The 23,926-nt window shown below is 74.3% G+C and carries 19 protein-coding genes; 11 read left to right on the top strand and 8 right to left on the bottom strand.

What is annotated here, in order from left to right; all coding sequences use genetic code 11:
- Entirely contained in the window at positions 1 to 2,064 is a 2,064-nt protein-coding gene (locus ACFYVL_RS05275) for a hypothetical protein (protein WP_389241459.1), read from the bottom strand.
- Between the two features lie 279 nt (positions 2,065 to 2,343).
- Here ACFYVL_RS05275 and ACFYVL_RS05270 point away from each other — a divergent pair, with 279 nt between their 5' ends.
- Positions 2,344 to 4,128, top strand: coding sequence for a sensor histidine kinase (locus tag ACFYVL_RS05270; protein WP_389241458.1), 1,785 nt, complete (start codon positions 2,344 to 2,346; stop codon positions 4,126 to 4,128).
- Positions 4,119 to 4,763, top strand: coding sequence for a response regulator (locus ACFYVL_RS05265; RefSeq protein ID WP_389241457.1), 645 nt, complete (start codon positions 4,119 to 4,121; stop codon positions 4,761 to 4,763). Before ACFYVL_RS05270 ends, ACFYVL_RS05265 begins: the two co-directional genes overlap by 10 nt.
- Before the next feature lie 239 nt (positions 4,764 to 5,002).
- Here the strand turns inward: ACFYVL_RS05265 and ACFYVL_RS05260 are convergent, their stop codons facing one another.
- Entirely contained in the window at positions 5,003 to 5,428 is a 426-nt protein-coding gene (locus tag ACFYVL_RS05260) for a pyridoxamine 5'-phosphate oxidase family protein (RefSeq protein WP_389241456.1), read from the bottom strand.
- Positions 5,429 to 5,563: 135 nt separating this feature from the next.
- Positions 5,564 to 7,276 carry an IclR family transcriptional regulator C-terminal domain-containing protein gene (locus tag ACFYVL_RS05255; RefSeq protein ID WP_389241788.1) on the bottom strand — a complete coding sequence of 571 codons (1,713 nt, stop codon included), beginning with the start codon at positions 7,274 to 7,276 and terminating at the stop codon, positions 5,564 to 5,566.
- Between the two features lie 142 nt (positions 7,277 to 7,418).
- Here ACFYVL_RS05255 and ACFYVL_RS05250 point away from each other — a divergent pair, with 142 nt between their 5' ends.
- The 8 genes from ACFYVL_RS05250 (at position 7,419) to ACFYVL_RS05215 (ending at position 15,800) form a co-directional block, all read left to right on the top strand.
- Positions 7,419 to 8,201 carry a CoA transferase subunit A gene (locus tag ACFYVL_RS05250; protein ID WP_389241455.1) on the top strand — a complete coding sequence of 261 codons (783 nt, stop codon included), beginning with the start codon at positions 7,419 to 7,421 and terminating at the stop codon, positions 8,199 to 8,201.
- Positions 8,201 to 8,848 carry a 3-oxoacid CoA-transferase subunit B gene (locus ACFYVL_RS05245; RefSeq protein ID WP_389241454.1) on the top strand — a complete coding sequence of 216 codons (648 nt, stop codon included), beginning with the start codon at positions 8,201 to 8,203 and terminating at the stop codon, positions 8,846 to 8,848. The genes ACFYVL_RS05250 and ACFYVL_RS05245 overlap by 1 nt, the downstream gene beginning before the upstream one ends.
- On the top strand, positions 8,845 to 10,029 hold the full coding sequence (locus ACFYVL_RS05240) for a thiolase family protein (RefSeq protein ID WP_389241453.1): 1,185 nt from the start codon (positions 8,845 to 8,847) through the stop codon (positions 10,027 to 10,029). Before ACFYVL_RS05245 ends, ACFYVL_RS05240 begins: the two co-directional genes overlap by 4 nt.
- Before the next feature lie 8 nt (positions 10,030 to 10,037).
- Positions 10,038 to 10,841 carry a protocatechuate 3,4-dioxygenase subunit beta gene (gene pcaH / locus ACFYVL_RS05235; RefSeq protein ID WP_389241452.1) on the top strand — a complete coding sequence of 268 codons (804 nt, stop codon included), beginning with the start codon at positions 10,038 to 10,040 and terminating at the stop codon, positions 10,839 to 10,841.
- Entirely contained in the window at positions 10,841 to 11,413 is a 573-nt protein-coding gene (gene pcaG / locus ACFYVL_RS05230) for a protocatechuate 3,4-dioxygenase subunit alpha (RefSeq protein WP_389241451.1), read from the top strand. The genes pcaH and pcaG overlap by 1 nt, the downstream gene beginning before the upstream one ends.
- 331 nt (positions 11,414 to 11,744) lie before the next feature.
- A complete protein-coding gene (pcaB, locus tag ACFYVL_RS05225; protein WP_389241450.1) occupies positions 11,745 to 13,085 on the top strand; it encodes a 3-carboxy-cis,cis-muconate cycloisomerase in 1,341 nt (446 codons plus the stop codon).
- 257 nt (positions 13,086 to 13,342) lie between these two features.
- The gene (gene pcaD, locus ACFYVL_RS05220; RefSeq protein WP_389241449.1) at positions 13,343 to 14,617 is read left to right on the top strand and encodes a 3-oxoadipate enol-lactonase; all 1,275 of its coding nucleotides are present in this window, start codon (positions 13,343 to 13,345) and stop codon (positions 14,615 to 14,617) included.
- 4 nt (positions 14,618 to 14,621) lie between these two features.
- A complete protein-coding gene (locus ACFYVL_RS05215; protein WP_389241448.1) occupies positions 14,622 to 15,800 on the top strand; it encodes a 4-hydroxybenzoate 3-monooxygenase in 1,179 nt (392 codons plus the stop codon).
- Between the two features lie 43 nt (positions 15,801 to 15,843).
- On the opposite strand, the gene ACFYVL_RS05210 is transcribed toward ACFYVL_RS05215, so the two are convergent.
- The 5 genes from ACFYVL_RS05210 to ACFYVL_RS05190 all read right to left on the bottom strand — a co-directional run bounded on the left by ACFYVL_RS05210 (position 15,844) and on the right by ACFYVL_RS05190 (position 22,187).
- On the bottom strand, positions 15,844 to 17,184 hold the full coding sequence (locus ACFYVL_RS05210; protein ID WP_389241447.1) for an MFS transporter: 1,341 nt from the start codon (positions 17,182 to 17,184) through the stop codon (positions 15,844 to 15,846).
- A gap of 211 nt (positions 17,185 to 17,395) precedes the next feature.
- Positions 17,396 to 18,292, bottom strand: coding sequence for a hypothetical protein (locus ACFYVL_RS05205; protein ID WP_389241446.1), 897 nt, complete (start codon positions 18,290 to 18,292; stop codon positions 17,396 to 17,398).
- Entirely contained in the window at positions 18,289 to 19,299 is a 1,011-nt protein-coding gene (locus ACFYVL_RS05200) for an SPFH domain-containing protein (protein WP_389241445.1), read from the bottom strand. Before ACFYVL_RS05200 ends, ACFYVL_RS05205 begins: the two co-directional genes overlap by 4 nt.
- A gap of 172 nt (positions 19,300 to 19,471) precedes the next feature.
- On the bottom strand, positions 19,472 to 21,016 hold the full coding sequence (locus ACFYVL_RS05195) for an amino acid permease (protein ID WP_389241444.1): 1,545 nt from the start codon (positions 21,014 to 21,016) through the stop codon (positions 19,472 to 19,474).
- Positions 21,017 to 21,185: 169 nt separating this feature from the next.
- On the bottom strand, positions 21,186 to 22,187 hold the full coding sequence (locus ACFYVL_RS05190; protein WP_389241443.1) for a hypothetical protein: 1,002 nt from the start codon (positions 22,185 to 22,187) through the stop codon (positions 21,186 to 21,188).
- 240 nt (positions 22,188 to 22,427) lie between these two features.
- Between ACFYVL_RS05190 and ACFYVL_RS05185 the strand changes: the two genes are divergently transcribed.
- A complete protein-coding gene (locus ACFYVL_RS05185) occupies positions 22,428 to 23,879 on the top strand; it encodes an FGGY family carbohydrate kinase (protein ID WP_389241442.1) in 1,452 nt (483 codons plus the stop codon).
- The last annotated feature ends 47 nt before the right edge of the window (positions 23,880 to 23,926 follow it).

Genomic DNA, 23,926 nt, shown 5'->3' with positions numbered 1-23,926 from the left:
TCAGTCCGTGTAGCGGGCGGCCTCGTCCAGCAGGGTGTCCGCGTCCGCGTCGGCCACCGCGGCCACCTGCCGCAGCTTCGCGGCGACCTTGTGATGGAGCTCGGGGCGGCCCAGCGGCAGCCGGTTGCGCGGATCGCCCGCGAGCCACAGCGCCGCGCACAGCTCGGCCAGCGGTCTGCCCAGACGCTCGTCGGCGTACGCGGCCGGGGCCAGCTCGCGGGCCAGCTCGGAGGACTGCCGCTGCGGGGTCTCGTCGGAGAGCCACGCGGCGTACATCGGCGCGGCCGTCACGTGGTACAGCTCCCGCAGCCACGGCACCAGGTCCGCACGGGACACCCCGGTGGCGAAGTGGTCGACGACCGCCTGGAGTTCGCCCTGGGCGAGCCGGTGGTAGAGGCCGTCCAGGGGCTGGTGGTGCCGCTCGTGCCAGGTGGCGAGCACCCCGTGCAGCCGCCGCCACTCCTCCAGCGACCCGTTCGCCGGATCCGTCAGCCGCTCCAGCAGCAGCAGCCGCAGCCAGGGGTGCAGCACCGGCTGGGTGTCGAAGGTGGAGTCGACGGCGCTCTCGCCCCGGCTGTTCGGCTGCGGCAGCAGATAGCCCGACGGGCCGCGCCCGCCCCGGGTGTGCGCGTCCTCGGGGACCCGCCGCGACAGCCACAGCCGCTCCCGCAGCTCCCGTATCACGGTGTCCCTGGCGTGCTCCGGCTGGTCGTTCAGCAGCCCCGCGTTCACCGCGGACCTGGGCGTGCGGGCCGCCGCCATCAGCAGTGCCGCAGCCTGCTGGTCCTCGGTGAAACCGGCGAGCAGCCTGGCCCGTACGACGTCGGAGAGCGGAACCCCGGCACCCGGCGGGCGCACCGCGAGCACGCCCCGCAGATCGCTCTCGGCCGGGCCGCCCGCGCGCAGCGCCGCCAGCACCTCGTGCAGGGTGCGCACGCTCCACGGATGCCCGTAGGTGAGCCGGTGGATCAGCGGGGTGGTGGCGGGCAGCACCCAGGGCTCCGGGGGTCCGGTCCGCCCGGCGGCGCGCTCCTTCTCGTAACGGGTGGCCTCCAGACCGACCTCGATCTCGTCCAGGTCGCGCAGCCGCACCGGGCACCACCAGTCCGGCGGGGCCGCGTCCCCGCGCGGGTGCCACGCCGCGTAGGTCAGGTCCTCCGGCAGCCGGATGTGGGGATCGCCGGGCGTGCCGTCACCGGGGCCCGGCACCCCGCGGGTGGAGGCGGCCGTGGCGACGACCAGCAGCGGGTCGCAGGAGCCGGAGCGGGCCTTCTCCGCGCGCAGCCGGACCAGCGTCTCCAGGAAGGCGGTGACGTCGGGGCGGTCGACGTTGTCCAGCAGGGCCAGGCAGTTGTAGAGCCGGCCCCGGCTGCCGAAGGAGGCGGTGAGGTCGTCCAGGAACACCTCGCACAGCCCCCGGTCCACCAGCTCCGCGTCCGCCCCGATCCCGGTGCGGTGGCGCCGGTTCAGCTCGATCAGCGCGTCGATACCCTCCTTGGCGCTGCCCCGGCCGTAGGAGACCAGTGCCCGGTTGAGGGCGGTGGCCGGCGGCAGGTGGGTGAAGCCCCGCACCAGCAGTCCGGCGGCCAGCTCCAGGTTCGGCACGGGGGACAGGCCCAGGTTGTCGATGAGACCGCCCGCCGCCTCGGCCGCCTCGACGGCGGCGCTGCTGCGGGCACTGCTCAGCGCCGCCTTGAGCTGCTTGCGGGCGGCGTCCCGGTTGTCCAGCGGCAGATCGCTCAGATTGAGTGCCAGCAGCCCCAGCATGAGGCGGGGGAAGCGCGGCGGGCGCACCCGGGAGTGCTTGCGGGCCAGCAGGAACGCCAGGTGCACGGCCATCTCGTAGGGCCGCTGCACGGGCAGCGGGGCGTAGTCGATCCGCGCGGTGATGCCGCCCGCGGCCTCGTGCGCGAAGTGGTCCAGCGCGTACGTCTTGCCGCTGCCGGGCCGCCCGAGCAGCACGACCACCGGCAGCGGCCGTGCCGTCTCCCGCCGCCAGCAGTCCCGCACGAACGCGGCGATCTCCGCCTGGCCGGCGGGGGTGGTGCTGGAGCCCTGCGACATCCGGTCTCCCTGGGGCAGGAGTGATCGCGGAGGCAGCATCCTTTCACGAACTCCCGGGCACGGCACGGGAAATCGACCGCTTCACGACCCTGCGACCGCACGATGCCAGCCTCGTCGCGACCCCTTCCGGGGCGCGCCCCGGTCAGGCACACGAATGCCGCCCCGGCCCAGGCGCCCGGCCCGCCGCCGACGCGCGGGGCGCGCTCCGGCGCGGGTCCGAGAGCACCGGCGGCTCCCGTGCCCCACGACCCCCGCCCGCCGATGGCCTACCGTGTGGCCGTGAACAGGCAGCACCGGGAGAGCACCCCCGGCAACCCCTCCGACCCCACCCGCACCCTGCGCATACGCATGGCCGCGTCCGCCCTGGTCGCGGCGGCGATGGCCGCCGCGGGCAGCTGGGCGTACCTGCGCGTGGGCGGCACGGCCCTCGACGTGGGCCGGGACCTCGCCGTCGGCCTCGCGTACGCGGGCGGCGGGCTGGTCGCCTGGTGGCACCGGCCCGCCAACCGCACCGGCCTCCTGATGGTCGCCGAGGGCATCAGCTGGTTCGTCGGGAACCTCCAGGGCACCGGGGTGCCCGCCCTGTTCGCCGTGGGCGCCTGGTGGGAGGCGCTCAACATGGCCGTCCTCGTCCACCTCGTGCTCTCCTTCCCCGACGGCCGCCTCGGCTCCGCGCTCGCCCGCCGCCTCACCTTCTTCTCCTACGGCCTCGTCGCCTTCGGCGGCCTGCTGCGCGCCCTCACCTACGACCCGGCCAAGGTCGCCGTCGAAGCGACGTACCTCTCGTGCACCGACTGCGGCCCCAACCTGCTGCACGTCCCCGCGCTCGCCGACCTCTTCACCCCCTTCGACACCGTCTACCGGTCGCTCGGCTGGGTGCTGTCCGTGGTGCTCGTCGTCGCGATCCTGCGCCGCTGGCAGCAGGCCTCCGTGGCCCGCCGCAGGGCCCTGCTGCCCGCCTGGATCGCCATCGCCATCGCCTCCGCGTTCCTGCTGTGGGACCTGCTGCTCCTGCTGCTCCCCGAGCCGCCGTCCGGCCCCCTCCAGGAGGTCGTCTTCCTGCTCTCCGACCTCGCCCAGGTCGCCGTCCCCGTCGCCTTCCTCACCGGTCTGCTGCGGATGCGGCTGCAGCGAGCCGAGGTCGGCGACCTCGTCATCGACCTGGGCACCGATCCAGACCAGGACCGGCTGCGGGACGTCCTGGGCCGGGTGCTGGGCGACCCCGGGCTGCGCCTGGGCCTGTGGCAGGAGGAGCGGAACAGGTACGCCGACGGGGCGGGCGAGGCGGTGCGCGGCACCGGCCCCGGACGCACCCGGGTCGACTCCTCCCGGGGCACCCCGCTCGCCCTCCTCCAGCACGACCCCGCACTCGACGAGGACCCCGAACTGCTCGAAGCGGTCGGCGCCGCCCTGCGGCTCGCCCTGGAGAACCTCTCGCTGCGCACCCAGGCCAAGGAGGTCACCTCGCGCATCGTCCGGGCCGCCGACGCCGAGCGCGGCCGGCTGGAGCGGGACCTGCACGACGGCGCACAGGCCCGCCTCGTCTTCGCCCTGATGGCGCTGCGCCGCGTCGACAAGGGCCTCACCGGCCACCCGGACCCGTCCCTGCGCCGCTCGGTCGCCGAGGTCGAGGAGAGCCTGAAGCTGGCCCTCGAAGAACTGCGCGGCATCGCCCACGGCATCCACCCCGCCGTCCTCACCCGCGAAGGACTCGGCCCCGCGCTCGCCGCCCTCGCCCAGCAGGCCGCGCTGCCCGTCGTCGTCGCGGCCGAACCCCGCCGCTACGACCCGGTGGTGGAGTCCACCGCGTACTTCACCGTCTGCGAGGCCCTCGCCAACGCGGCCAAGCACGCACAGGCCCGCGCCGTCAGCGTCTCCGCCCGGTACACCGGGGGCCGCCTCGTCGTGGAGACCGTCGACGACGGCATCGGCGGCGCCGACACCGCGCGGGGGAGCGGACTGCGGGGGCTGGCGGACCGGCTGGCCGCCGTGGACGGGATACTGCACGTGGAATCTCCCGCAGGTGGCGGGACCAGAATCAGGGCGGAGCTCCCGTGCGGGTGATAGTGGCCGAGGACTCGGCGCTCCTCAGACAGGGCGTCGTACGACTCCTCACCGACGCGGGCTTCGAGGTCCCGGCAGCACTCGGGGACGCCGAACGGCTGCCCGCGCTGGTCGCCGAGCACCGGCCCGACGCCGTGCTCCTGGACATCAGGATGCCGCCCACCCACACCGACGAGGGGCTGCACGCCGCCGCCCGGATCCGCCGCAGCCACCCCGGCACCGGGGTCCTGCTGCTGTCGCAGTACGTGGAGACGACCGACACGGTACGGGCGCTGGCCGAGGACCCGCGCGGCTTCGGCTACCTGCTCAAGGAGCGGGTGGCCGACATCGACGAACTGGCCGGCGCGCTCAAGCGGGTCGCGGCGGGCGAGAGCGTCCTGGACCCCGAGGTGGTGACCAGGCTCCTGGACACCCCGCGGGCACCGGGACCGCTCGACGAGCTGACCGCCCGCGAACGCGAGGTGCTGGGCCTGATGGCGGAGGGCCGCAGCAACGACGCCATCGCGGGCAGCCTGGTCATCGGCGCCAAGACGGTGGAGACGCACGTCCGCAACATCTTCGCCAAACTGGCGCTGGAGACGGACCTGCACGACCACCGCAGGGTCAAGGCGGTGCTCACCTATCTCAGGGCCTGATCAGCCCGCGTGTGTGAGCGGCCCGCGGGCGTGATCAGCGCAACTGAACACGGCAAACCGTTCCGGGACGACGTCTCCCCCGAGATCCCCCGTACTTCCCCCGTCGTCGTCCCCGGAACGGTGCCGGTGAGAACACGATATGCAGGCCGCCGGGGTCTGACATCAGGGCTGGCCCTGAGATCCGGAACCCTTGCGTCCCAGCGCGATCGTCCCAGGTGGGAGCTGTGGGACGGGTGTGGTCAGACGGACCCGAGGTCCGCGGTCAGCCAGCGCTCCGGGCGCATCGTGATGATCGCCGGAGCGTCGTCCTCCTTCCACACGGAGTCCACGTACGACGCCACCCGCCCGGCCGGGAGGTAGCGGGCCGACATCTCGGTGAGCTGTTCCAGCGTCGCCCGCCGCTCGTCCACCACCGGGCCCTCCACCGACACGTACCGGATCGTCGGATCCACCCGGTCGGCCATCAGCGTGAACCGCTTCGCGGCCCGGATCAGCTCCGCCTTCCGCGAGCCGGAACCGGTCAGGATCCACAGGTCGCCGCCGGGCGTGTACTGGTACCAGATCGGCACGGTGAGCGGGGCCCGGCCGGGCCCCGCTTCGACGGAGAGCGCGCCGATGTGCGGTTCGGCCAGGAATTCCTCGCGTGCGTCGCGGGAGAGTGCCACGGGTGCTCCTTCTGCTGTCGCTGTGTGCTCGGCGGTACGGGCCCGTGCTCCGGGAGACACGGAGTGCCTGCCGTACCCGGTGCCCGTACGCGGTCCAACACCCGCCCCCGCACGCCCGATTCCCGCCCGGCCGCCTCAGCAGAGCGCCGTACGGGTGAACCGCCCGGCCACCGCCAGGTCCTCCTCGATCAGGGCCGCCGCGGCGCGCAGCTCCGGCAGCACCACCGTGCGGCACTCCCCGGCGGTACGGCGGCTGGTGTGCATGGCGATGTTGACGGCCGCCACCGCACGCCCCGTGCGGTCGCGCACCGGTACGGCCACGGACCGCAGGCCCTCCTCCAGTTCGCCGTCGGTCAGCGCGAACCCCTCTTCGCGCACCCGCTCCAGCAGCGCGGTCAGTTCCGGCTCCGAGGTGACCGTGTGCCGGGTCAGCGCCCGCGGCGGTGTCGCGGCCAGACGCTCCGCCCGTACGGGCGCGGGCAGATCGGCGAGCAGCACCCGGCCCATGGAGGTGGCGTACGCGGGGAACCGGGTGCCCACCGTGATGTTGACGTTCATGACGCGGCTGGTGGCGATCCGGGCCGTGTACTGGATCTCCCCGCCGGTCAGCACGGACAGCGACGCCGAGTCGTGCACCCGCCGCGACAGGTCCGCGAGGTGCGGCTCGGCGATCTCCGGCAGGGTACGGCGCGACAGCGGCGGGAAGCCCAGCCCGAGCACCCGTGGCGTGGGCCGGAACAGGCCGCCGTCCGACTCCACGTACCCCAGGTGCGCGAAGGTGATCAGCGCCCGGCGTGCGGTCGCCCTGGCCAGCCCGCACGCCTGAGCCACCGCCGAGAGTGTCAGCGCCGGAGCGCCCTCGCCGAACGCGGTCAGCACCGTCAGCCCGCGCGCCAGCGACTCCACGAAACCGGCGCCCAGTTCCTGCTTCGACGCGGTCGTCCAGCTCGCCAGCGCCCGGTCCCGATCGGCGGGGGCTTCGGGCGCCTCGCGCAGCGCGCGCTCCATCGTGGCCACCGCCGCGCGCAGCCGGGGCAGCATCGCCCCGCGCAGCGAGCCGGCCCCGTGCCTGCTGGTGTGGCTGACCACGCTCACCGCGCACACCGGCCGCCCGTCCGGGTCCCGTACCGGCAGCGCCAGCGCGACCAGACCCGGTTCGATCAACTGGTCGTCCAGCGCCCACCCCTGCTCCCCGGCGGCCCGGACGCGGTCGATGAAGTGCGCCTCGTCGGGGGAGTCGGGGCCCGGCGGTACGGCGTGGAAGGCGAGCCCCTGCGGGTCGGCCGCGCGCCGCTCCCGCCAGCGCGCCCACTCCCGGGCGTCCCAGCCGGCGGCGAACAGGGCGCCGGGGGCGGTGCGTTCGGCGGGCAGCAGGTCGCCGATGCGGAAGCTCAGCGACATCGCCCGGCGGCGCGTGGACTGGTGGACGAAGCGGATGCCGTCCCGGTCGGGCACCGCGAGCGACACCGACTCGTCGAGCGCGTCGGCGAGTTGCTCGGCGTGCGGGCCGAGCAGGGCCGGGACGCGGATCGAGGCGAGAAAGGCGTTGCCCAGCTCCATCAGGCGCGGGGCGAGGACCGCGTCCCGGCCGTCCAGCCGGAGGTGGCCCATCCGGGCCAGGGTGCCGGTGACGCGGTCGACGGTGGAGCGGGCGAGGCCGGTGGCGCGCACCAGGTCGCCGAGGCTCAGCCGGCCTCCGGCGTCGGTGAGCCTGCCCAGCACGTCGAGGCCGCGCAGCAGCGGGCCGACGGCCTCTGCGGGCGGTCCGGCGGCGGGCGCCTCGTCCTGCTCCCCGGTGCCGGGGGGCGGGGTGGTGCGGGTGGTGTCGGGGGTGGTGCTGCGGTTCATGTCGGGCATCGGCTCTCCGTGGGGCACGTCAGGGCAACCGTAGCCGGGCATTGACAGGCCGGACGGGTCGAAGCAGACTCAGGCCGAGTCAAGTGTGAACTCTAGTTCATCAGGCGAACAGCCTGGGGTCAGGAATTCCTTCATGGACAAGGTCAGGGCCACCGCCGCCGAAGCGGTCGCCGACATCCCCTCCGGAGCCTCCCTCGCCGTCGGCGGCTTCGGCCTCAGCGGCGTACCGAACGTGCTGATCCGGGCGCTCCACGACAGCGGCCCCGACCGGCTGAGCGTGGTCTCCAACAACTGCGGCGTCGACGGCGGCGGCCTCGGCATCCTCCTCGCGGCGGGCCGCATCGTCCGGGTCACCGGCAGCTACATCGGCGACAACAAGGAGTTCGCCCGCCAGTACCTGGGCGGCGAACTGGAGGTCGAGCTGGTTCCTCAGGGCACCCTGGCCGAACGGCTGCGCGCGGGCGGCGCCGGCATCCCCGCCTTCTTCACCCCCGCGGGCGTCGGCACCCAGGTCGCCGACGGCGGACTTCCCTGGCGCTACGCCCCCGACGGCACCGTCGCCCTGCCCTCCCCGGCGAAGGAGGTCCGCGTCTTCGACGGCCGCGAGTACGTCATGGAACGCGGCATCACCACCGACTTCGCCCTGGTGCGGGCCGCCCGGGGCGACCGGCACGGCAACCTCGTCCTCCACCGCTCCGCCCGCAACTTCAACCCCCTCGCGGCGACCGCCGGACGCATCACCGTCGCCGAGGTCGAGGAACTCGTCGAGCCGGGCGAACTGGACCCCGACAACGTGCACATACCCGGCGTGTTCGTGCAGCGCGTCGTCGCCCTCACCCCCGAACAGGCCGCGGACAAGCCGATCGAACGGCGCATGGTCCGCACGGCCGCCACGCAAGGAACGGTGCCCGCCTGATGGCCTGGACCCGAGCGGAAATGGCCGCGCGCGCCGCCGCCGAACTGACCGACGGCTCCTACGTCAACCTCGGCATCGGACTGCCCACACTGGTCCCCAGCCACCTCCCGGCCGGCGTCGACGTGGTCCTGCACTCCGAGAACGGGCTGCTGGGTGTCGGCCCCTACCCGACCGAGGACCAGCTCGACCCCGACCTCATCAACGCCGGCAAGGAGACCGTCACGGTCCTGCCCGGCGCCTCCTTCTTCGACTCCGCCCTCTCCTTCGGGATGATCCGCGGCGGCCACATCGACACCGCGATCCTCGGCGCCATGCAGGTGTCGGCGGGCGGTGACCTGGCCAACTGGTCCGTCCCCGGAAAGACGGTCAAGGGCATGGGCGGTGCCATGGACCTCGTGCACGGCGCCCGCCGCGTCGTCGTCCTCACCGAGCACACCGCGAAGGACGGCACCCCCAAGATCGTGCCGGAATGCACCCTGCCGCTCACCGGCAGGGCCTGCGTCCACCGCGTCATCACCGACCTCGGCGTCCTGGACGTCACCCCGGGCGGACTCCTCCTGGTCGAAACCGCCCCCGGCGTCGACGCCGCGGAGATCGCCCGGCGGACGGGCGCGCCCGTCGCCCTCGCGGGGGCGGTGACCCGGTGAACCGGCTCCGCGACGTGTACGTGCTCGACGCCGTCCGCACACCCATCGGCAGGTACGGCGGCGCACTCGCCCGGGTCCGCCCCGACGACCTGGCCGCCACCGTGCTGCGTGCGCTCCTCGACCGCACCCCCGCCCTGGACCCGGCCCGGATCGACGACGTCTGGTTCGGCAACGCCAACGGCGCCGGAGAGGAGAACCGCGACGTCGCCCGCATGGCCGTCCTGCTCGCCGGACTCCCGGTGACCGTGCCCGGCGTCACCGTCAACCGGCTCTGCGGCTCCGGCATGGAGGCCGTGGTCCAGGCCGCCCGCGCCGTCGCCGTCGGGGACGCCTCCGTCGCCGTCGCGGGCGGCGTCGAGTCGATGAGCCGCGCCCCCTGGGTCCTGCCCAAGCCCGAGCGCGCCTTTCCCGCCGCACACCCGCAGATGTACTCCACCACCCTCGGCTGGCGGATGACCAACCCGAGGATGCCCGAGGAGTGGACGGTCGCCCTCGGCGAGGGCGCCGAACTGGTCGCCGACCGGTACGGCATCGGCCGCGAGGCACAGGACGCCTTCGCGCTGACGAGCCATCAAAAAGCCGCCGCCGCATGGCACTTGGGGGAGTACACCGACGAGGTCGTCCCCGTGGAAGGAGCGGACCTCGCCCGCGACGAGTGCATCCGCGCCTCGACCCCCGAGGCACTCGCCGAACTGCGGCCGGTCTTCCGCCCGGACGGCACCGTCACCGCCGGCAACTCCTCCCCGCTCAACGACGGCGCCGCGGCCCTCCTCCTCGTCGACGAGGACGGCCTGCGCGCCACCGGCCGCGAACCCCTCGCCCGGATCGGCGCCGCAGCCGTCACCGGCATCGAACCGAAGTACTTCGGCGCGGGCCCCGTCGAGGCCGTCGCCCGCGCGCTGAAGAAGTCCGGCCGCGACCTCGCCGGGCTGGGAGTCGTCGAACTCAACGAGGCCTTCGCCGCCCAGGCCCTGGCCTGCCTGTCCCAGTGGCCCGACCTCGACCCCGCCGTGGTCAACCCGCGCGGCGGCGCCCTCGCCCTCGGCCACCCGCTCGGCGCGTCCGGCGCCCGCATCACCGGAGCCGTCGCCCATCAGCTCGCGGCGGCCGGCTCCGGCACCGGGCTCGCCACCCTGTGCATCGGCGTCGGCCAGGGCCTCGCACTCGTACTGGAGAGGTGACCCACCCCATGCCCACCACCCCACAGCCCACCGCCGAACCGACCCAGCGGCAGATCAGCGCCGAGATCGCCGACCGGCACGCCGCCGTCGCGAAGGCGGTCCTCGACGGCGCCCCCGCCCCGCACCACCCGCCGCGCGACTTCACCCCGTACCGCAGCAGCCGGTTGCGCCACCCCCGGCAGCCGCTGGTCGCGGTGACCGGCGGCGGCGACCCGGAGGCCGCCGAACTGCACGGCCCCGTCTTCGGCGTCACCGACGTCACCGAACTCGACGCCGACCTCACCCGGCAGCACCCGGGCGAACCGCTCGGCGAGCGCATCACCGTCAGCGGGCGGGTGCTCGACCGCCACGGCCGCCCGGTGCGCGGCCAGCTCGTCGAACTCTGGCAGGCCAACGCCTCCGGCCGGTACGCCCACCAGCGCGACCAGCACCCCGCCCCGCTGGACCCGCACTTCACCGGCGTCGGCCGCTGCCTGACGGACGAACAGGGCACCTACGCCTTCACCACCGTGAAGCCCGGCGCCTACCCGTGGCGCAACCACCTGAACGCCTGGCGCCCCGCACACCTCCACTTCTCGCTGTTCGGCACCGCCTTCACCCAGCGCCTGGTCACCCAGATGTACTTCCCCGGCGACCCGCTCTTCCCCTACGACCCGATCCTCCAGTCGGTCACCGACCAGGCCGCCCGGGACCGCCTCGTCGCCACCTACGACCACACCCTCTCCCGCCCCGAGAGGTCGCTCGGCTACCGCTGGGACATCACCCTCGACGGCCCGGCCGCCACCCTGCCCGACCCCGAGGAGGACCACTGATGACCACCGTGCTCCCGCCCACCCCCTCACAGACCGTCGGACCGTTCTACGGGTACGCGCTGCCCTTCACCGGCGGCGGCGACATCGCCCCCGCCGGGCACCCGCGAACGGTCACCGTCCACGGGTACGTCCACGACGGGCAGGGCGCCCCGGTCCCGGACGCGGTGATCGAGACCTGGCAGGCCGCCCCGGACGGCTCGCTGGCAGGGCGGCCGGGCTCGCTCCGCCGCGACCCGGTGACGGGCGGCTTCCTCGGCCGCAACGGGGTGGACTTCACCGGCTTCGGACGCGTGGCCACCGACGCCGACGGCCACTGGGCGGTCCGCACCCTGGCCCCGCCCGCCCGGCTCCCGTACCTCTGCGTCTGCGTCTTCGCACGCGGACTGATGCACCACCTCTACACCCGCGCCTACTTCGCCGACGACACGTCCGGGATCACGGACGGAGCCCTGGCGGCTCTTCCCGAGGAGCGCCGTGCCACCCTGCTCGCCCGCCGGGAGGCCGACGGAACCCGTCGCTTCGACATCCGGCTCCAGGGGGAGAGGGAGACGGTCTTCCTTGACTTCCGCTGAGAATCCGCCGCTGGGGCCTTCGGGCGACGAGGCTTCGCCGGTCGGGACTCCGCCCAACGAGGCTTCGACGGTCGGGAATTCGGCCGACGAGGCTCCGTCCGCAGTGCCTTCGGCCGACGAGCCCCGGGCCGCTGGGGCGCCCTCCGCTGGGACTCCGCTCGCCGGTACCTCGGGCGACGAGCCCCGGGCCGCTGGGGTGCCCTCCGCCGGGACTCCGCTCGCCGGGACTTCGTCCCACCGGACTCCGCCCGCCACGGCATCCCTCGCAGGGGCCGCTCCTGCCGGGGTGCCTGCCGTCGAGCCCTGCGGGGGCGGGGGTCTCTTCGCCCCGGTGTCCGTGGGCAGTCCCGCCGAGGAGGCCACCGGTGACAGGGCCTTCCTGCGGGCCATGCTCGACGCCGAGGCGGCGCTGACCCGGGCGCAGGCCCGGCTCGGCACCGTCCCGGCCGACGCGGCCCGGACGGTCACGGCGGCGGCGGACCCCGCCCGCCCCCGCTACGACGTCCGCGACCTGGCGCTGCGGGCCAGGGCGGGCGGCAACCCGGTGATCCCCCTGATCGCCGACCTGACTGCCGAGGTGGCCCAACTGGAGCCAGAGCACGCGGAGTTCGTGCACCGAGGAGCCACCAGCCAGGACATCCTCGACACGGCCCTGATGCTGCTCGCGTCCCGGACCCTGGACCTGCTGACCGCCGACCTGGCACGCACCGCGACCACCCTCGCGGCCCTGGCCGCCGCCCACCGCGCCACCCCGATGCCCGCCCGCACCCTCACCCAGCACGCCGTCCCCACCACCTTCGGCCTGAAAGCGGCCGGCTGGCGGGCCCTGCTGCTGGACGCCCACGACCGGCTGACCGTGGTACGCGACTCGCTCCCTGCCCAACTCGGCGGCGCGGCCGGGACGTTGGCCGCGTTCGCGGTGGGAGAGGGGAGCGGTGCGGACGGAGAAGCGCCGCTGCGGCTGGCCGAGGCGTTCGCCGACGAGGTCGGCCTGTGTGCGGCCCCGTTTCCGTGGCACACCCGGCGCACCCCCGTCGCCGACCTGGCGGGGGCGCTCGCCTTCACGGCGGGGGCACTCGGGAAGATCGCGGCGGACGTCCTGGTGCTCTCCCGTACCGAGATCGGCGAACTGGCGGAGGGGACGGGCGGCGGCTCCTCGGCGATGCCGCACAAGAGCAACCCGGTACGGGCGACCCTGATCGCCGCGAGCGCCCGGCAGGTGCCCGCGCTGGCGGCCGTACTGTACGGGTCCCTCGCGGCCGAGGACGAACGGCCGGCCGGTGCCTGGCACGCCGAGTGGCAGCCGCTGCGCGACGCACTGCGCCTGACCGGCGGCGCGGCGCGGGACGCGGTGGAACTCTGTGCCGGACTGGAGGTGCGCCCCGACCGCATGCGGGAGAACCTGGACCGCACCGGCGGCCTGATCACCTCGGAACGCCTGATCGCCGAACTGGCCCCGCTGCTGGGCCGTTCCGCCGCCAGGGACCTGCTCTTCCGGGCCGCCCGGTACGCGTCGGAACACGCAACGGACCTGCCGGAAGCCCTCCACCGGCAGCCCGAGGCCCGGCTCCTGCCCTCCCGGGACCGCCTCCACGAACTCCTCGACCCCACCACCTACCTGGGAGCCGCCCCCACCCTCACCACCAGAGCCCTCACCCGCCCCCTCCCCTGAACCCCACCCCGATCACCCCCACCCCTGCCCCACCCCCACCCCCGCCCCTGCCCCTGCCCCACCCCCGCCCCATGGGCAGCTGGGCCGCCCAGAGGGCGGAACGGGTGGGCATGGGGCGGCCCCCGGCGGAGCCGCACCACCCCGCCCCGCCCCGGCCCACCCCCGCACCCCCGCACCCCCGCACCCCCGCACCCGCACCCCCGCACCCACCCACGCCCGAACCCCACCCCACCCTCCCCAGAACACCCAGGACCCCCATGCCCCTCCACCACCACACCACCGGCCCCACCACCGCCCCACCCCTCCTCCTCGGCCCCTCCCTGGGAACCCCCCTCTCCGTCTGGGACCCCCAAATCCCCGCCCTCTCCGCACACTTCAACGTCACCCGCTGGGACCTCCCCGGCCACGGCGCTTCCCCCGCCGCCCTCCTCAAGCCCGGAGCCACCGTCGCCGACCTGGCCCACCTGGTCCTCGACCTCGCCGACTCCCTCGGCATCACCCGCTTCGCGTACGCCGGAATCTCCCTCGGCGGCGCTGTCGGTTCCTGGCTGGCCGTGCACCACCCCGACCGGATCGCCTCCCTGGCGCTCGTCTGCACGTCCGCCCGCTTCGGCACCCCCGACATGTGGGCGGACCGGGCCGCCCTGGTGCGGCGCCAGGGCACCGCACCGCTCGCCGAGTCGGCCCCCTCCCGCTGGTTCACCACCCGCTTCGACGGGCCCGCCGTCGAGCGGCTGCGCGCCGGGCAGCGGGCCGCCGACCCCGACGCGTACGCGGCCTGCTGCGACGCCCTCGCCGCCTTCGACCTGCGCGGGGACCTCGGCAGGATCACCGCCCCGACCCTCGTCGTGGCGGGCCGCGAGGACCGGGCGACCCCGCCCGCCGACGCCCGCCTCCTCGCCGACGGCATCCCCGACGCCGCCCTCACCGAGATCCCGCGCGCCGCGCACCTGGCCAACGTGGAGCGCCCTGAACCCGTACTGGCCGCGCTCCTCGGCCACTTCACCGCCACCGGAGCCCCTGACCAAGCCGCCCCCGACCAAGCCGCCCCGGACCGAGTCGGCCCTGACCAAGCCGCCCCGGACCGAGTCGGCCCTGACCAAGCCGCCCCCCGCCCCACCAAGCACGCCACCGGCACGTCCGTCCGGCGCCAGGTCCTCGGTGACGCCCACGTCGACCGTGCCGTCGCCCGCACCACCCCCTTCACCGCCCGCTTCCAGGACTTCATCACCCGCTACGCCTGGGGCGAGATCTGGAACGGGGACATCCTGGACCGCCGCACCCGCAGCTGTATCACCCTCACCGCACTCGTCGCGGGCGGCCACCGCGACGAACTCGCCCTGCACGTCAGGGCCGCCGTCCGCAACGGCCTCAGCCCCGACGAGATCGGCGAAGTGCTCCTCCAGTCGGCCGTCTACTGCGGCGTCCCGGCAGCCAACGCCGCCTTCGCCGTCGCCGACGCCGTCCTCCGGGAGATCGCGGCCGAAGAGACCGACCGCTCCCGACCGGACCACACCGAAACGGACAACTGACCCCATGCACACCACAGTCGGCATCATCGGCGGCGGACCCGCCGGACTCCTCCTCGCCCGCCTCCTGCACCGCGCCGGCGTCGACAGCGTCGTCCTGGAGAGCCGTGGGAGGTCCTACGTCGAACAGCGCCAGCGCGCCGGAATCCTCGAACAGGGCACCGTCGACATCCTGCGCGCCGCCGGGGCGGGGGAGCGCATGGGCCGCGAGGGGATGCCCCACGACGGCATCGAGCTGCGCTTCGACGGCCGCGCCCACCGCCTCGACTTCCCCGCCCTCACCGGCGGCAGGCGGGTCATGGTGTACGCCCAGACCGAGGTCGTGAAGGACCTGGTGGAACTCCAGCTGGCCGACGGCGGGCCGCTGCTCTTCGAGGCCGAGGTCACCGCGGTGACCGGCGCCGACACCGGCCGACCCACGGTCACGTACCGCCACGAGGGCCGCGAGCAGACCCTCACCTGCGACTACGTCGTGGGCTGCGACGGATTCCACGGAGTGACCCGGCTCGCCGTCCCGGAGCCGGTGCGCACCACGTACGAGCGCACGTACCCGTACTCCTGGCTCGGCATCCTCGCCGACGCGCGCCCGGTCCACGACGAGCTGGTCTACGCCCATCACGACCGCGGCTTCGCCCTCGCCAGCATGCGCTCGCCCACCGTCAGCAGGCTCTACCTCCAGGTGCCCAACGGCACCGACCCCGCGGACTGGTCCGACACGCGGATCTGGGACGAGCTGGACACCCGGCTCGGCACCGGCACCGGCCGGAAGCTGGAACGGGGTGCCGTTACCGCCAAGTCGGTTCTGCCGATGCGGAGCTGGGTGACGGAGCCGATGCGGTACGGGCGGGTGTTCCTGGCCGGGGACGCCGCGCACATCGTCCCGCCGACCGGGGCCAAGGGCCTCAACCTGGCCGTCGCCGACGTGGCCCGGCTGGCGGCGGCCTTCACCCAGCTGCACACCACCGGCTCGGACGCACTGCTCGACGCGTACTCGGACGCGGCGCTGCGCCGGGTCTGGCGCGCCGAGCACTTCTCGTACTTCATGACGACGACGCTGCACACGGACCCGGAGCAGTCCCCGTTCCTGACCCGGCTCCAGCTCTCCCAGCTGGACCGGATCGCCTCCTCGCCGCACGCGGCGGCCGAACTGGCCGCCAACTACGCGGGGTTGCCGTTCGAGGAGTGAGCCCGTAGGGCAGGCCCGCCGGTCGTCGGGCGGGCCCGCCGGTCTAGGAGGCGCCGGTGGGGGCGAGCGCGGGGCGCCGGGACGGCCGTGCGGCCAGCGGCACCAGGGCTATCGCGACCGCGCCGACCAGCCCCGCCAGGGCGAACGAGGTGAACCCCCAGCCCTGGTTGCCGCTCGTGGCCAGCACCCCGCCGAGCCACGGGCCGACCACCGCGCCGGTGCGGCCGACCCCGGTCACCCAGCCGAGCCCGGCGGCCCGTTCGCCGGACCGGTAGACCGAGTTGCTCGCGGCGTACACCATCACCTGCGCGCTGAACAGCACGACACCGGTCAGCGCCACCACCGCATAGGTCAGCCCCAGCGGCAGGTGCGACCTGAGCAGCAGCGCTCCGGCCGCCGTCAGTACGAACCAGAGCGCGGACACCCGCACCGCGCCGAACCGGTCCGCGGTGCGGCCCGCGATCAGCATGCCGACGATGCCGCCCGCGTTGATCACCATCAGGAAGCTGACCGAGGAGGTGAGCCCGTACCCCGACGCCCGCATCATCTGCGGCAGCCAGGTCGACACCCCGTACACCAGCAGCAGTCCGCAGAACGAGGCCAGCCACAGGAGCGGTGTCGCCCACCGCGACTGGGGGCCGAACAGGGCCCGGACGGCGGCCAGCCGGCCCTTGGCCCCCGCGGCGGGCGCGGCCACCTCGGGCAGCCGGGGCAGCCCGTACCGGTCGGCGACCGCGTCCGCCCGTACCCGCTCGCCCCGCGCCAGCAGTACGCCCGGCGACTCCGGCATCAGCTTGAGCAGCAGCGGTACGGCGACCACGGCGGGCAGCACCCCGGCCCAGAACACCCAGCGCCAGCCCGCCGCGGGCGCCAGGGTCAGCCCGAGACCCGTGGCGACCATGCCGCCCGCGTGGTACGAGGTCATCAGCAGGCCGGTGGTGAGCGCGACCCGGCGCGGCGGGGCGAACTCCATCACCATCGCCAGACACAGCGGCATCAGCCCGCCGAGGCCGAGCCCGGCCACGAACCTGCCCGCACCGAACAGGCCGGGCGTCGCCGCCAGCGCGCACACCGCCGAACCCAGCGAGAACAGGGTGACGCTCCCCGCCAGCATCGGGCGGCGGCCCAGCCAGTCGGTCAGGTTCCCGGCGGTGAGCGCGCCGATCAGCATGCCGAAGGTGGTCCAGCTGCCGATGGTGCCCGCGGTGGATTGGGTGAGGCCGAGCCCGGGGTCGTCGAGCATGTGCGGCATGACGGCGCCGTAGATGTTCACGTCCATGCCGTCGAAGAAGACGGCCAGCCAGCACAGGGCGAGGACGGGGAGTACCGAACGGAAGGTGTGGGCGGGCCGGGGCGTGCGGGCCCGTGCGTCGGAGGCAGCCATGGAAGTCCTAGGGGTCGGGGGCCCGTCGAGGAGCGTTCGCCTGGTGAACATTGCTTCGTTGGGGAGTGGCAGCAGTGTCCGGCCGGCACGGGTGGGTGTCAATGGAAGTCCCGCGCCCGAATCTCCGTACCCCCGCACCCCGCACCCCGCACCCCGCACCGCGGGGTACGCATCGCCCGGCCCGGCCCCCGCCCCGGGCCCGCTCCCCGGCTCAGCCCAGCAGCCGCAGTGCCGTGTCCGCCCGTCCCAGCCGTACCGACTGACCCCAGGTCAGCTCCAGCGCGTCCGTCTCCATGCCGTCGCCGAAGACCACCAGCCGGTCGGACTCCACGGTCAGCCGCAGCCGGGCGTCCCCCTCAAGCACCCCCTCCACCAGGGAGGTCCGGGTGTCCGGCGAGGGCCAGGCCTCGCGTACGAACCACATCAGCCGCGGGTCGCAGGGGCCCGGCAGCGGCAGGGCGGAGCCGCGCTCCAGCCACAGCGACCGCAGCCAGCCGGTCGCACCGGTGCCCGTGCCGACCAGCACGCCGGACGAGGCCTGCGGCTCCGGGGCGGACCGGCCGGAGTCGGGGCCTATCCGGTAGCGGGCGGTCTGGTGGGACGGCGGGCCCAGGAAGATCTCGTTGAGGGCCAGCAGCCGCTGGGTGTCGTCCGCGACCGCCTCCACCATGGTCAGCTCGTCGGCGCCGCCACCGGTCACCGCGGCCCGCAGCAGTTTCGCCGCGTCGGCCGGCCGGTGGCGCACCAGCACCCCCGGGTTGCGGCCGGGGTCGGTGTCGATGCCCAGCACCGGCTGCCCGTCGAGGTACTTGGCGACGTTCGCGACCAGACCGTCCTGCCCGACCACCACCACGACGTCCTCCGGGGCGAACAGGAAGCGGTCCAGGTCCGCCCGCTCCACCCGGGCCTGCCGCCACTGCAACGGCACCGCCCCCGCCACCTCCGCCAGGGCCCGCCGGGTGCGCAGGTGCCGCTCCTCCACCTCCCGGATCCCGCGCCCCCGCGAGGACAGGAAGAACTCCGCCTGGCCGCGCGTGCCGTGCCGGGCCAGCAGGTCCTCGTACTCGCTGGTGCGGTGGACCAGTACGGCGCGCGGCGCGAGACTCACGACGGCTCCCCGCCGCCCCTGCCCAGCCTGGCCAGCAGCCCGGTCAGCACGTCGGGCGACAGGGTCAGGCTCTCGATGCGCGGCACGTTCTCCGCGAGCCGGGTGGTGGCCAGGGCGTGCAGGGTCGCCGCGTCGACCTCGCCGTGCACCCGCAGCCAGGCCGCCTGCGCCTGGGCGCGCGCCTCGCCGACCTCCCGCGCCGCCTCCGCCTCGGCGCGGGCGAGCCGCACCGTGCGGGCCGCTTCGGCCTCGGCCCGCACGCCGTCGGCCGCCGCCTGCTCCTCCGCCTCGCGGCGGGCGTTCACGCCGCGCTGGTCGACGAGCTGCTCCTCCTGGCGGGCCAGTTCGATCCTGCTGGCCAGCTCGTTCTCCGCGATGGCCCGCTCCCGCTCGACCGCCACCGCCCGCCGCTGGTAGGTCGCCCGGTCCGCCTCCTGCTGGATCTGCTCGCGCGCCGGGGTTCGCAGCGCCCGCTCCACCTCCGCCTCCGGCCGGATCGCCACCACCCGCACCGCGACCACCTCGATGCCGGTGGCGGGCAGCCGGGGCTCCGCCGCGAGACCGGAGGCGATCCGCTCCCGTACCGCCGCCACGCCGTCCACCAGGGCCTCCGACAGGGGGATGCGGGCCAGTGTGTCCAGCGAGTGCTGCTGCGCGGTCTCGGTGAGCAGCGTGGCCAGCTGCTCCAGCGGGGAGCCGCGCCAGGCGCCGGTGTCCGGGTCGACGGAGAAGTCGAGGCGGGCGGCGGCGACGGCCGGATCACTGATCCGGTACGTCACGGTGGCCTGCAGCGCGACGTCCTGGAAGTCCGCCGTGCGGGCCCGGAAGGACATCGCCAGTTCGCGGTCGCTGGTGGGCACTTCGGAGAGTGCGGCGGTCAGCGAGCGGAACCAGAAGCTGAGGCCCGGTCCGTCGTGCACCAGCTTGCCGTGCCGGTGGTGGCGGACGTGGGCGGTGGGCGCGGAGCGCAGATGGCGCCAGCCGAGGCGCCGGGTGATGTCGGCCATGAACAGGCCCCCTCTTTCTCGTCTCTATGACGATAAGAGGGGGCCGTCCTTTTCGTCAATACGACGAAAGGGGGTTGGCGCGACGAAGGGAAGGGGTCTGGAAGGGCCGTCGGCGGGCCCGGGGGACGGCCGGTCACCGGAAGGGCCGTCGGCAGGCCGGGAGGGCGGTCGGTCAGACGATGCCCTCCGCGATCTCCTCCCGCTCCCGCTTGGTGCCGTACGCCGCCTCCGACGGCACCCCGTACGTCTTGCGGGCCGCGTACCACCACGCCGTCGCCAGGATCAGCACCACCGCCAGCGCGATCACCGCGTAGTTCATCGACTCCCAGTTGACCGGCGCCTTCTGCGGCAGCAGGAACAGCACCGTCACGATCGCGACCCACGACACCGCGATCCAGCCGACCGGCTTGCTCCACCGCCCGAGGTGCCACGGCCCCTTCTGGAAACGGTCGCCCGCCCGCAGCCGCAGGAAGATCGGGATGGCGTACGCGGGGGTGATGCCGATGACGTTGATCGCGGTCACCGCGCCGTACGCGGTCGCCGAGTACAGCGACGGCACGGCCAGCAGGCAGGCGACACCCACCGACAGCCACACCGCGGGCACCGGCGTCTGGGTGCGGCTGCTGACCCGCCGCCACAGCTTGGAGCCCGGCAGCGCGTTGTCCCGGCTGAACGCGAACACCATCCGGCTCGCCGCCGCGACCTCCGCGTTGCCGCAGAACAACTGCGCCACGATCACCACGAGAAGCAGCGCCGTCGCACCGCCCGAACCCAGCGCGTCCAGCAGGATCTGGGCCGGCGGCACCCCCGTCTCGCTGCCCACCGTGCCCGCGTAGTCCTGGATCGCGAAGGTCAGCCCGGCCAGCAGCGCGAAGCCCGCCAGCCACGACACCCAGATGGCCCGCACGATGCCCCGCGCCGCGGCCACCGACGCGTTGGAGGTCTCCTCCGACAGGTGGGCCGATGCGTCATAGCCGCAGAAGGTGTACTGCGCGAGCAGCAGGCCGATCGCCGCCACGTAGATCGGGCTGTCGATGCCCGTGTCGTTCACGAACTCGGTGAACACGAACTTCGTCGACTGGTGGTGGTCCGGAACGATCGCCAGCGCACCGACGATCACCGCGACACCGGCGAGGTGCCACCACACGCTGATCGAGTTCAGCACACTGACCAGCCGCACACCGAACAGGTTCAGCACCGCGTGCAGCAGCAGGATGCACATGAAGATCAGCATGGTGGAGCCGGGCGTCGGCTCGAACCCGAACCGCAGGTTGAGGAACGCCCCGGTGAACAGCGCGGCACCGTAGTCGATGCCCGCGATGGCGCCGAGCAGACCCAGCAGGTTCAGCCAGCCCGTGTACCAGCCCCACTTGCGTCCGCCGAGCCGGTCGGCCATGTAGTACAGCGCGCCCGACGTCGGGTACGCGCTGGTCACCTCGGCCAGCGCCATGCCCACCGTCAGCACGAACAGCCCGACGCCGATCCAGCCCCACATCATCACGGCGGGACCGCCGGTACCCAGGCCGAACCCGTACAGCGTCATGCAGCCGGACAGGACGGAGATGACCGAGAAGCTGATCGCGAAGTTGCCGAACCCTCCCATCCGGCGCGCCAGAACCGGCTGATAGCCCAGTTCCCGCAGCCGGGCCTCCTCGTCCTGCTGCACCGGCGGACCGGAACGGCCGCCCTTCCTGAACGACTGCGCGGGTATGGACATGAGTCTTCCTTCTGCGAGAGAGCCTGCGGGGGAGAGCTGGGTGGTGCGGGAACTGCCGCGGGTGACCGGGGGCGGTCGCCCGGCAATCGGGCTGTGGCGTGCGACGTGGTACGTGGCGTGCGACGCCGTACGTGCCGGGAGGTGCGGTACGTGGCAAAGGGCGCGGCCCTCAGGAGAGTTCGGGTCCGGACGCGTCGAGGGACCGCGAGCGGGCCCGGAGGAACAGCTCCTCCGCCCCCTGCACGAGATCGCCGTGGTCGTCACGGATCCGGTACGTCCACGGCACCGGCGCGTAGTACGGCCCCAGCGCCCGGAACACCCGGGCCGCGTCGGTGAACTGGTGGGCGCCCCACAGGGCGTGCGCGAGATGGCTCAGGTCGAGCAGCGAGGAATCTTCCAGGTCGGCGAAGTCGAACCAGTCGCGCAGCGCCGCCAGGGCGTCCCGGATCGCGTCGTCCGTCACCCAGTGCAGGTCCAGCGCCCGCTCCTGGCCGCGCTCGCGCCGGTAGCGCTCCGCCCGCACGTACAGCGGCAGAGTGTGCGCCGCGGACCCCGGCGGCGCGGAAGAGGCCGCCCAGCGCGAGTAGTTGACCGCCTCCGGTAACGCGCCGTGCGGACTGCGCGCATACACGAACTGGAGCATCCGCTGATGCGCCTCCCGGTTGTCGGGATCCCGCTTGGCGACCTGTTCGAGCAGCCCCCACGGGCCGGGGAAGAGCATCGGACCCGGCGGCGGCAGCCGGTGCTCCGGCATCCGCTGGCCCCGGTCCAGCGGGGACAGGGCCAGCAGACAGACCCACGGCACCGGGTCGTCCGGCACCTCCTCGGCGTAGATCCGGCACGCCCCCCACGCCTCGTGCCACAGCGCGGAGGTCTGCGGGTGGTCCTCCCGGTGCGCCCTGGTCGCCCGCTCCACCGCGACCCGGGCGTGCATCGCGGTCACCGCCACGCTCCGCGGCTCCTCGGCCCGCCAGGCGCGCACCGTGTCCGTACCGGCCGCGACGGTCGCCAGGACCTGGGTGCGCCGGGTCCACGCCGACCAAGTCCGCGTACCGTGCAGTAGGTTCCGCATCGCCAGCCATCTGCCCGCCCGTAACTCCTGCACGACGGAGCGGAGTTCGGCGTCGTGGCCTGCGGGATGGTACACCGGTAGGAAGTCGTCGCTGGGCATCGTCGCTGGTCCTCGGGTGCGGTCGTGGGTACGGGGATGTGGGGGGAGGTGGCTGCGCCGTCTGTGCGCACCTTGCGTAACTCCCGTATGCCGCCGTGTAGTTGACCATGGATCGCAATTCCGGTCCAGCCGAACGGAGGATATGGGAACGGCCGGGTCCGGCCGCGCTTGACGGCGGCGGTGCGGCTGGAAGAGGCTTTGGCCGGACTTCGGCAGGCGGGCGGGCGAGGGGACACGGCGATGAACGGGGCAGTCGGCGGCGCGGCGCGCGGGGCGTCGCACAGCGGGCCGGTGCTGGCCGTGGACCAGGGCACCTCCGCCACCAAGGCGCTCGTGATCTGCCCCGAACGTGGAGTGATCGGCAGCGGCAGGGCCCCCGTGCACCCCCGCCACCTGCCCGGAGGTCGCGTGGAGGTGTCACCCGAGGAGCTGTACGCGTCCGTGCTCGCGTCCGGAAACCAGGCCCTCGCGGCGGCGGGCGAGCCCGTCGCCGCCGTGGGCCTGGCCAACCAGGGGGAGACGGTGCTCGCGTGGGACCCGGCCACGGGTGCGCCGCTCACCGAGGCGATCGTCTGGCAGGACCGCAGGGCCGCCGACCTCTGCGAGGAACTCGCAGCCCACGACGACGAGTTGAAAACCCTCACCGGACTTCCGCTGGATCCCTACTTCGCCGCCCCCAAGATGGCGTGGATACGCCGCCACCTCACCCGCGACGGAGCCGTGACCACCAGCGACTCCTGGCTCGTCCACCGGCTCACCGGCGCGTTCGTCACGGACGCCGCGACGGCCGGGCGCACCCAGCTCCTCGACCTGGAGAGCGCCTCGTGGTCCCCGGCCGCACTCGCCATCCACGGACTGCGCGACGAACCGCTGCCCGAGGTCGTCGGCTCGGACCGGCACGTCGGCACGACGACGGCCTTCGGCGGCGAACTCCCGCTCACGGGACTCCTGGTGGACCAGCAGGCGGCCCTGCTCGCCCAGCGCGCGCTGACCCCCGGCGCCGCCAAGTGCACCTACGGAACGGGGGCGTTCCTCCTGGCCCAGGCGGGCCGCAGCCCGGTCCGCCCGACGACCGGACTCGTCGGCTGCGTGGCCTGGCGGCTGCGCGACCGTACCGACTACTGCCTCGACGGCCAGGTCTACACGGCGGCCTCGGCGGTACGGTGGCTCACCGACCTGGGTGTCGTCGCGGGCGCGCACGACCTCGACCGGGTCGCCGCACAGGTCCCCGACGCCGGGGGAGTCGTCTTCGTACCGGCCCTGGCGGGCCTGGCCGCACCGTGGTGGCGCAGCGAGGCACGCGGAACGCTGAGCGGCCTCGGCCTGGACACCACGGCAGGCCACCTGGTGCGGGCACTGTGCGAGGGCCTGGCGGCGCAGGTGGCGGAACTGGTGGAGGCGGCCGGCACGGAACTCGGCAGCCCCCTCACGGAGTTGCGGGTCGACGGCGGCCTGACGGCGTCGGCGGCGCTGATGCAGACACAGGCGGACCTCCTCCAGATGCCGGTGGTGGTGGCGGAACTGCCGGACGCGACGGCGCTCGGCGTCGGCGCGGCGGCCCGGCTGGGCCTGGGCGCATCCCTGGCGGAGGCACTGCCCCCGGAGGGGAAACCGTCGGCGGTGTACGAACCGCGCGTCTCCCCGGACGAGGCCCGGGACCGGCGAGCGGCGTTCCGCGCGGCCGTCGGCTGACAGCCCGCCCCGCGAGGCACGAGGGCGATCACCGCCCCGTGGAAGGG

The organism is Streptomyces sp. NPDC004111 (assembly GCF_042874215.1).
GTDB lineage: Bacteria > Actinomycetota > Actinomycetes > Streptomycetales > Streptomycetaceae > Streptomyces.
The sequence above is the reverse complement of the archived record's forward strand: the minus strand, read 5'-3'. Positions and strand labels throughout refer to the sequence as shown.

What these genes read in the sequence shown, in the direction of transcription:
- ACFYVL_RS05275 (WP_389241459.1), bottom strand. Translation starts at nt 2,064, where the DNA reads ATGTCGCAGGGCTCCAGCACCACCCCCGCCGGCCAGGCGGAGATCGCC.
- ACFYVL_RS05255 (WP_389241788.1), bottom strand. Translation starts at nt 7,276, where the DNA reads ATGAACCGCAGCACCACCCCCGACACCACCCGCACCACCCCGCCCCCC.
- ACFYVL_RS05250 (WP_389241455.1), top strand. Translation starts at nt 7,419, where the DNA reads ATGGACAAGGTCAGGGCCACCGCCGCCGAAGCGGTCGCCGACATCCCC.
- ACFYVL_RS05245 (WP_389241454.1), top strand. Translation starts at nt 8,201, where the DNA reads ATGGCCTGGACCCGAGCGGAAATGGCCGCGCGCGCCGCCGCCGAACTG.
- pcaH (WP_389241452.1), top strand. Translation starts at nt 10,038, where the DNA reads ATGCCCACCACCCCACAGCCCACCGCCGAACCGACCCAGCGGCAGATC.
- pcaG (WP_389241451.1), top strand. Translation starts at nt 10,841, where the DNA reads ATGACCACCGTGCTCCCGCCCACCCCCTCACAGACCGTCGGACCGTTC.
- pcaD (WP_389241449.1), top strand. Translation starts at nt 13,343, where the DNA reads ATGCCCCTCCACCACCACACCACCGGCCCCACCACCGCCCCACCCCTC.
- ACFYVL_RS05215 (WP_389241448.1), top strand. Translation starts at nt 14,622, where the DNA reads ATGCACACCACAGTCGGCATCATCGGCGGCGGACCCGCCGGACTCCTC.
- ACFYVL_RS05210 (WP_389241447.1), bottom strand. Translation starts at nt 17,184, where the DNA reads ATGGCTGCCTCCGACGCACGGGCCCGCACGCCCCGGCCCGCCCACACC.
- ACFYVL_RS05200 (WP_389241445.1), bottom strand. Translation starts at nt 19,299, where the DNA reads ATGGCCGACATCACCCGGCGCCTCGGCTGGCGCCATCTGCGCTCCGCG.
- ACFYVL_RS05195 (WP_389241444.1), bottom strand. Translation starts at nt 21,016, where the DNA reads ATGTCCATACCCGCGCAGTCGTTCAGGAAGGGCGGCCGTTCCGGTCCG.
- ACFYVL_RS05190 (WP_389241443.1), bottom strand. Translation starts at nt 22,187, where the DNA reads ATGCCCAGCGACGACTTCCTACCGGTGTACCATCCCGCAGGCCACGAC.
- ACFYVL_RS05185 (WP_389241442.1), top strand. Translation starts at nt 22,428, where the DNA reads ATGAACGGGGCAGTCGGCGGCGCGGCGCGCGGGGCGTCGCACAGCGGG.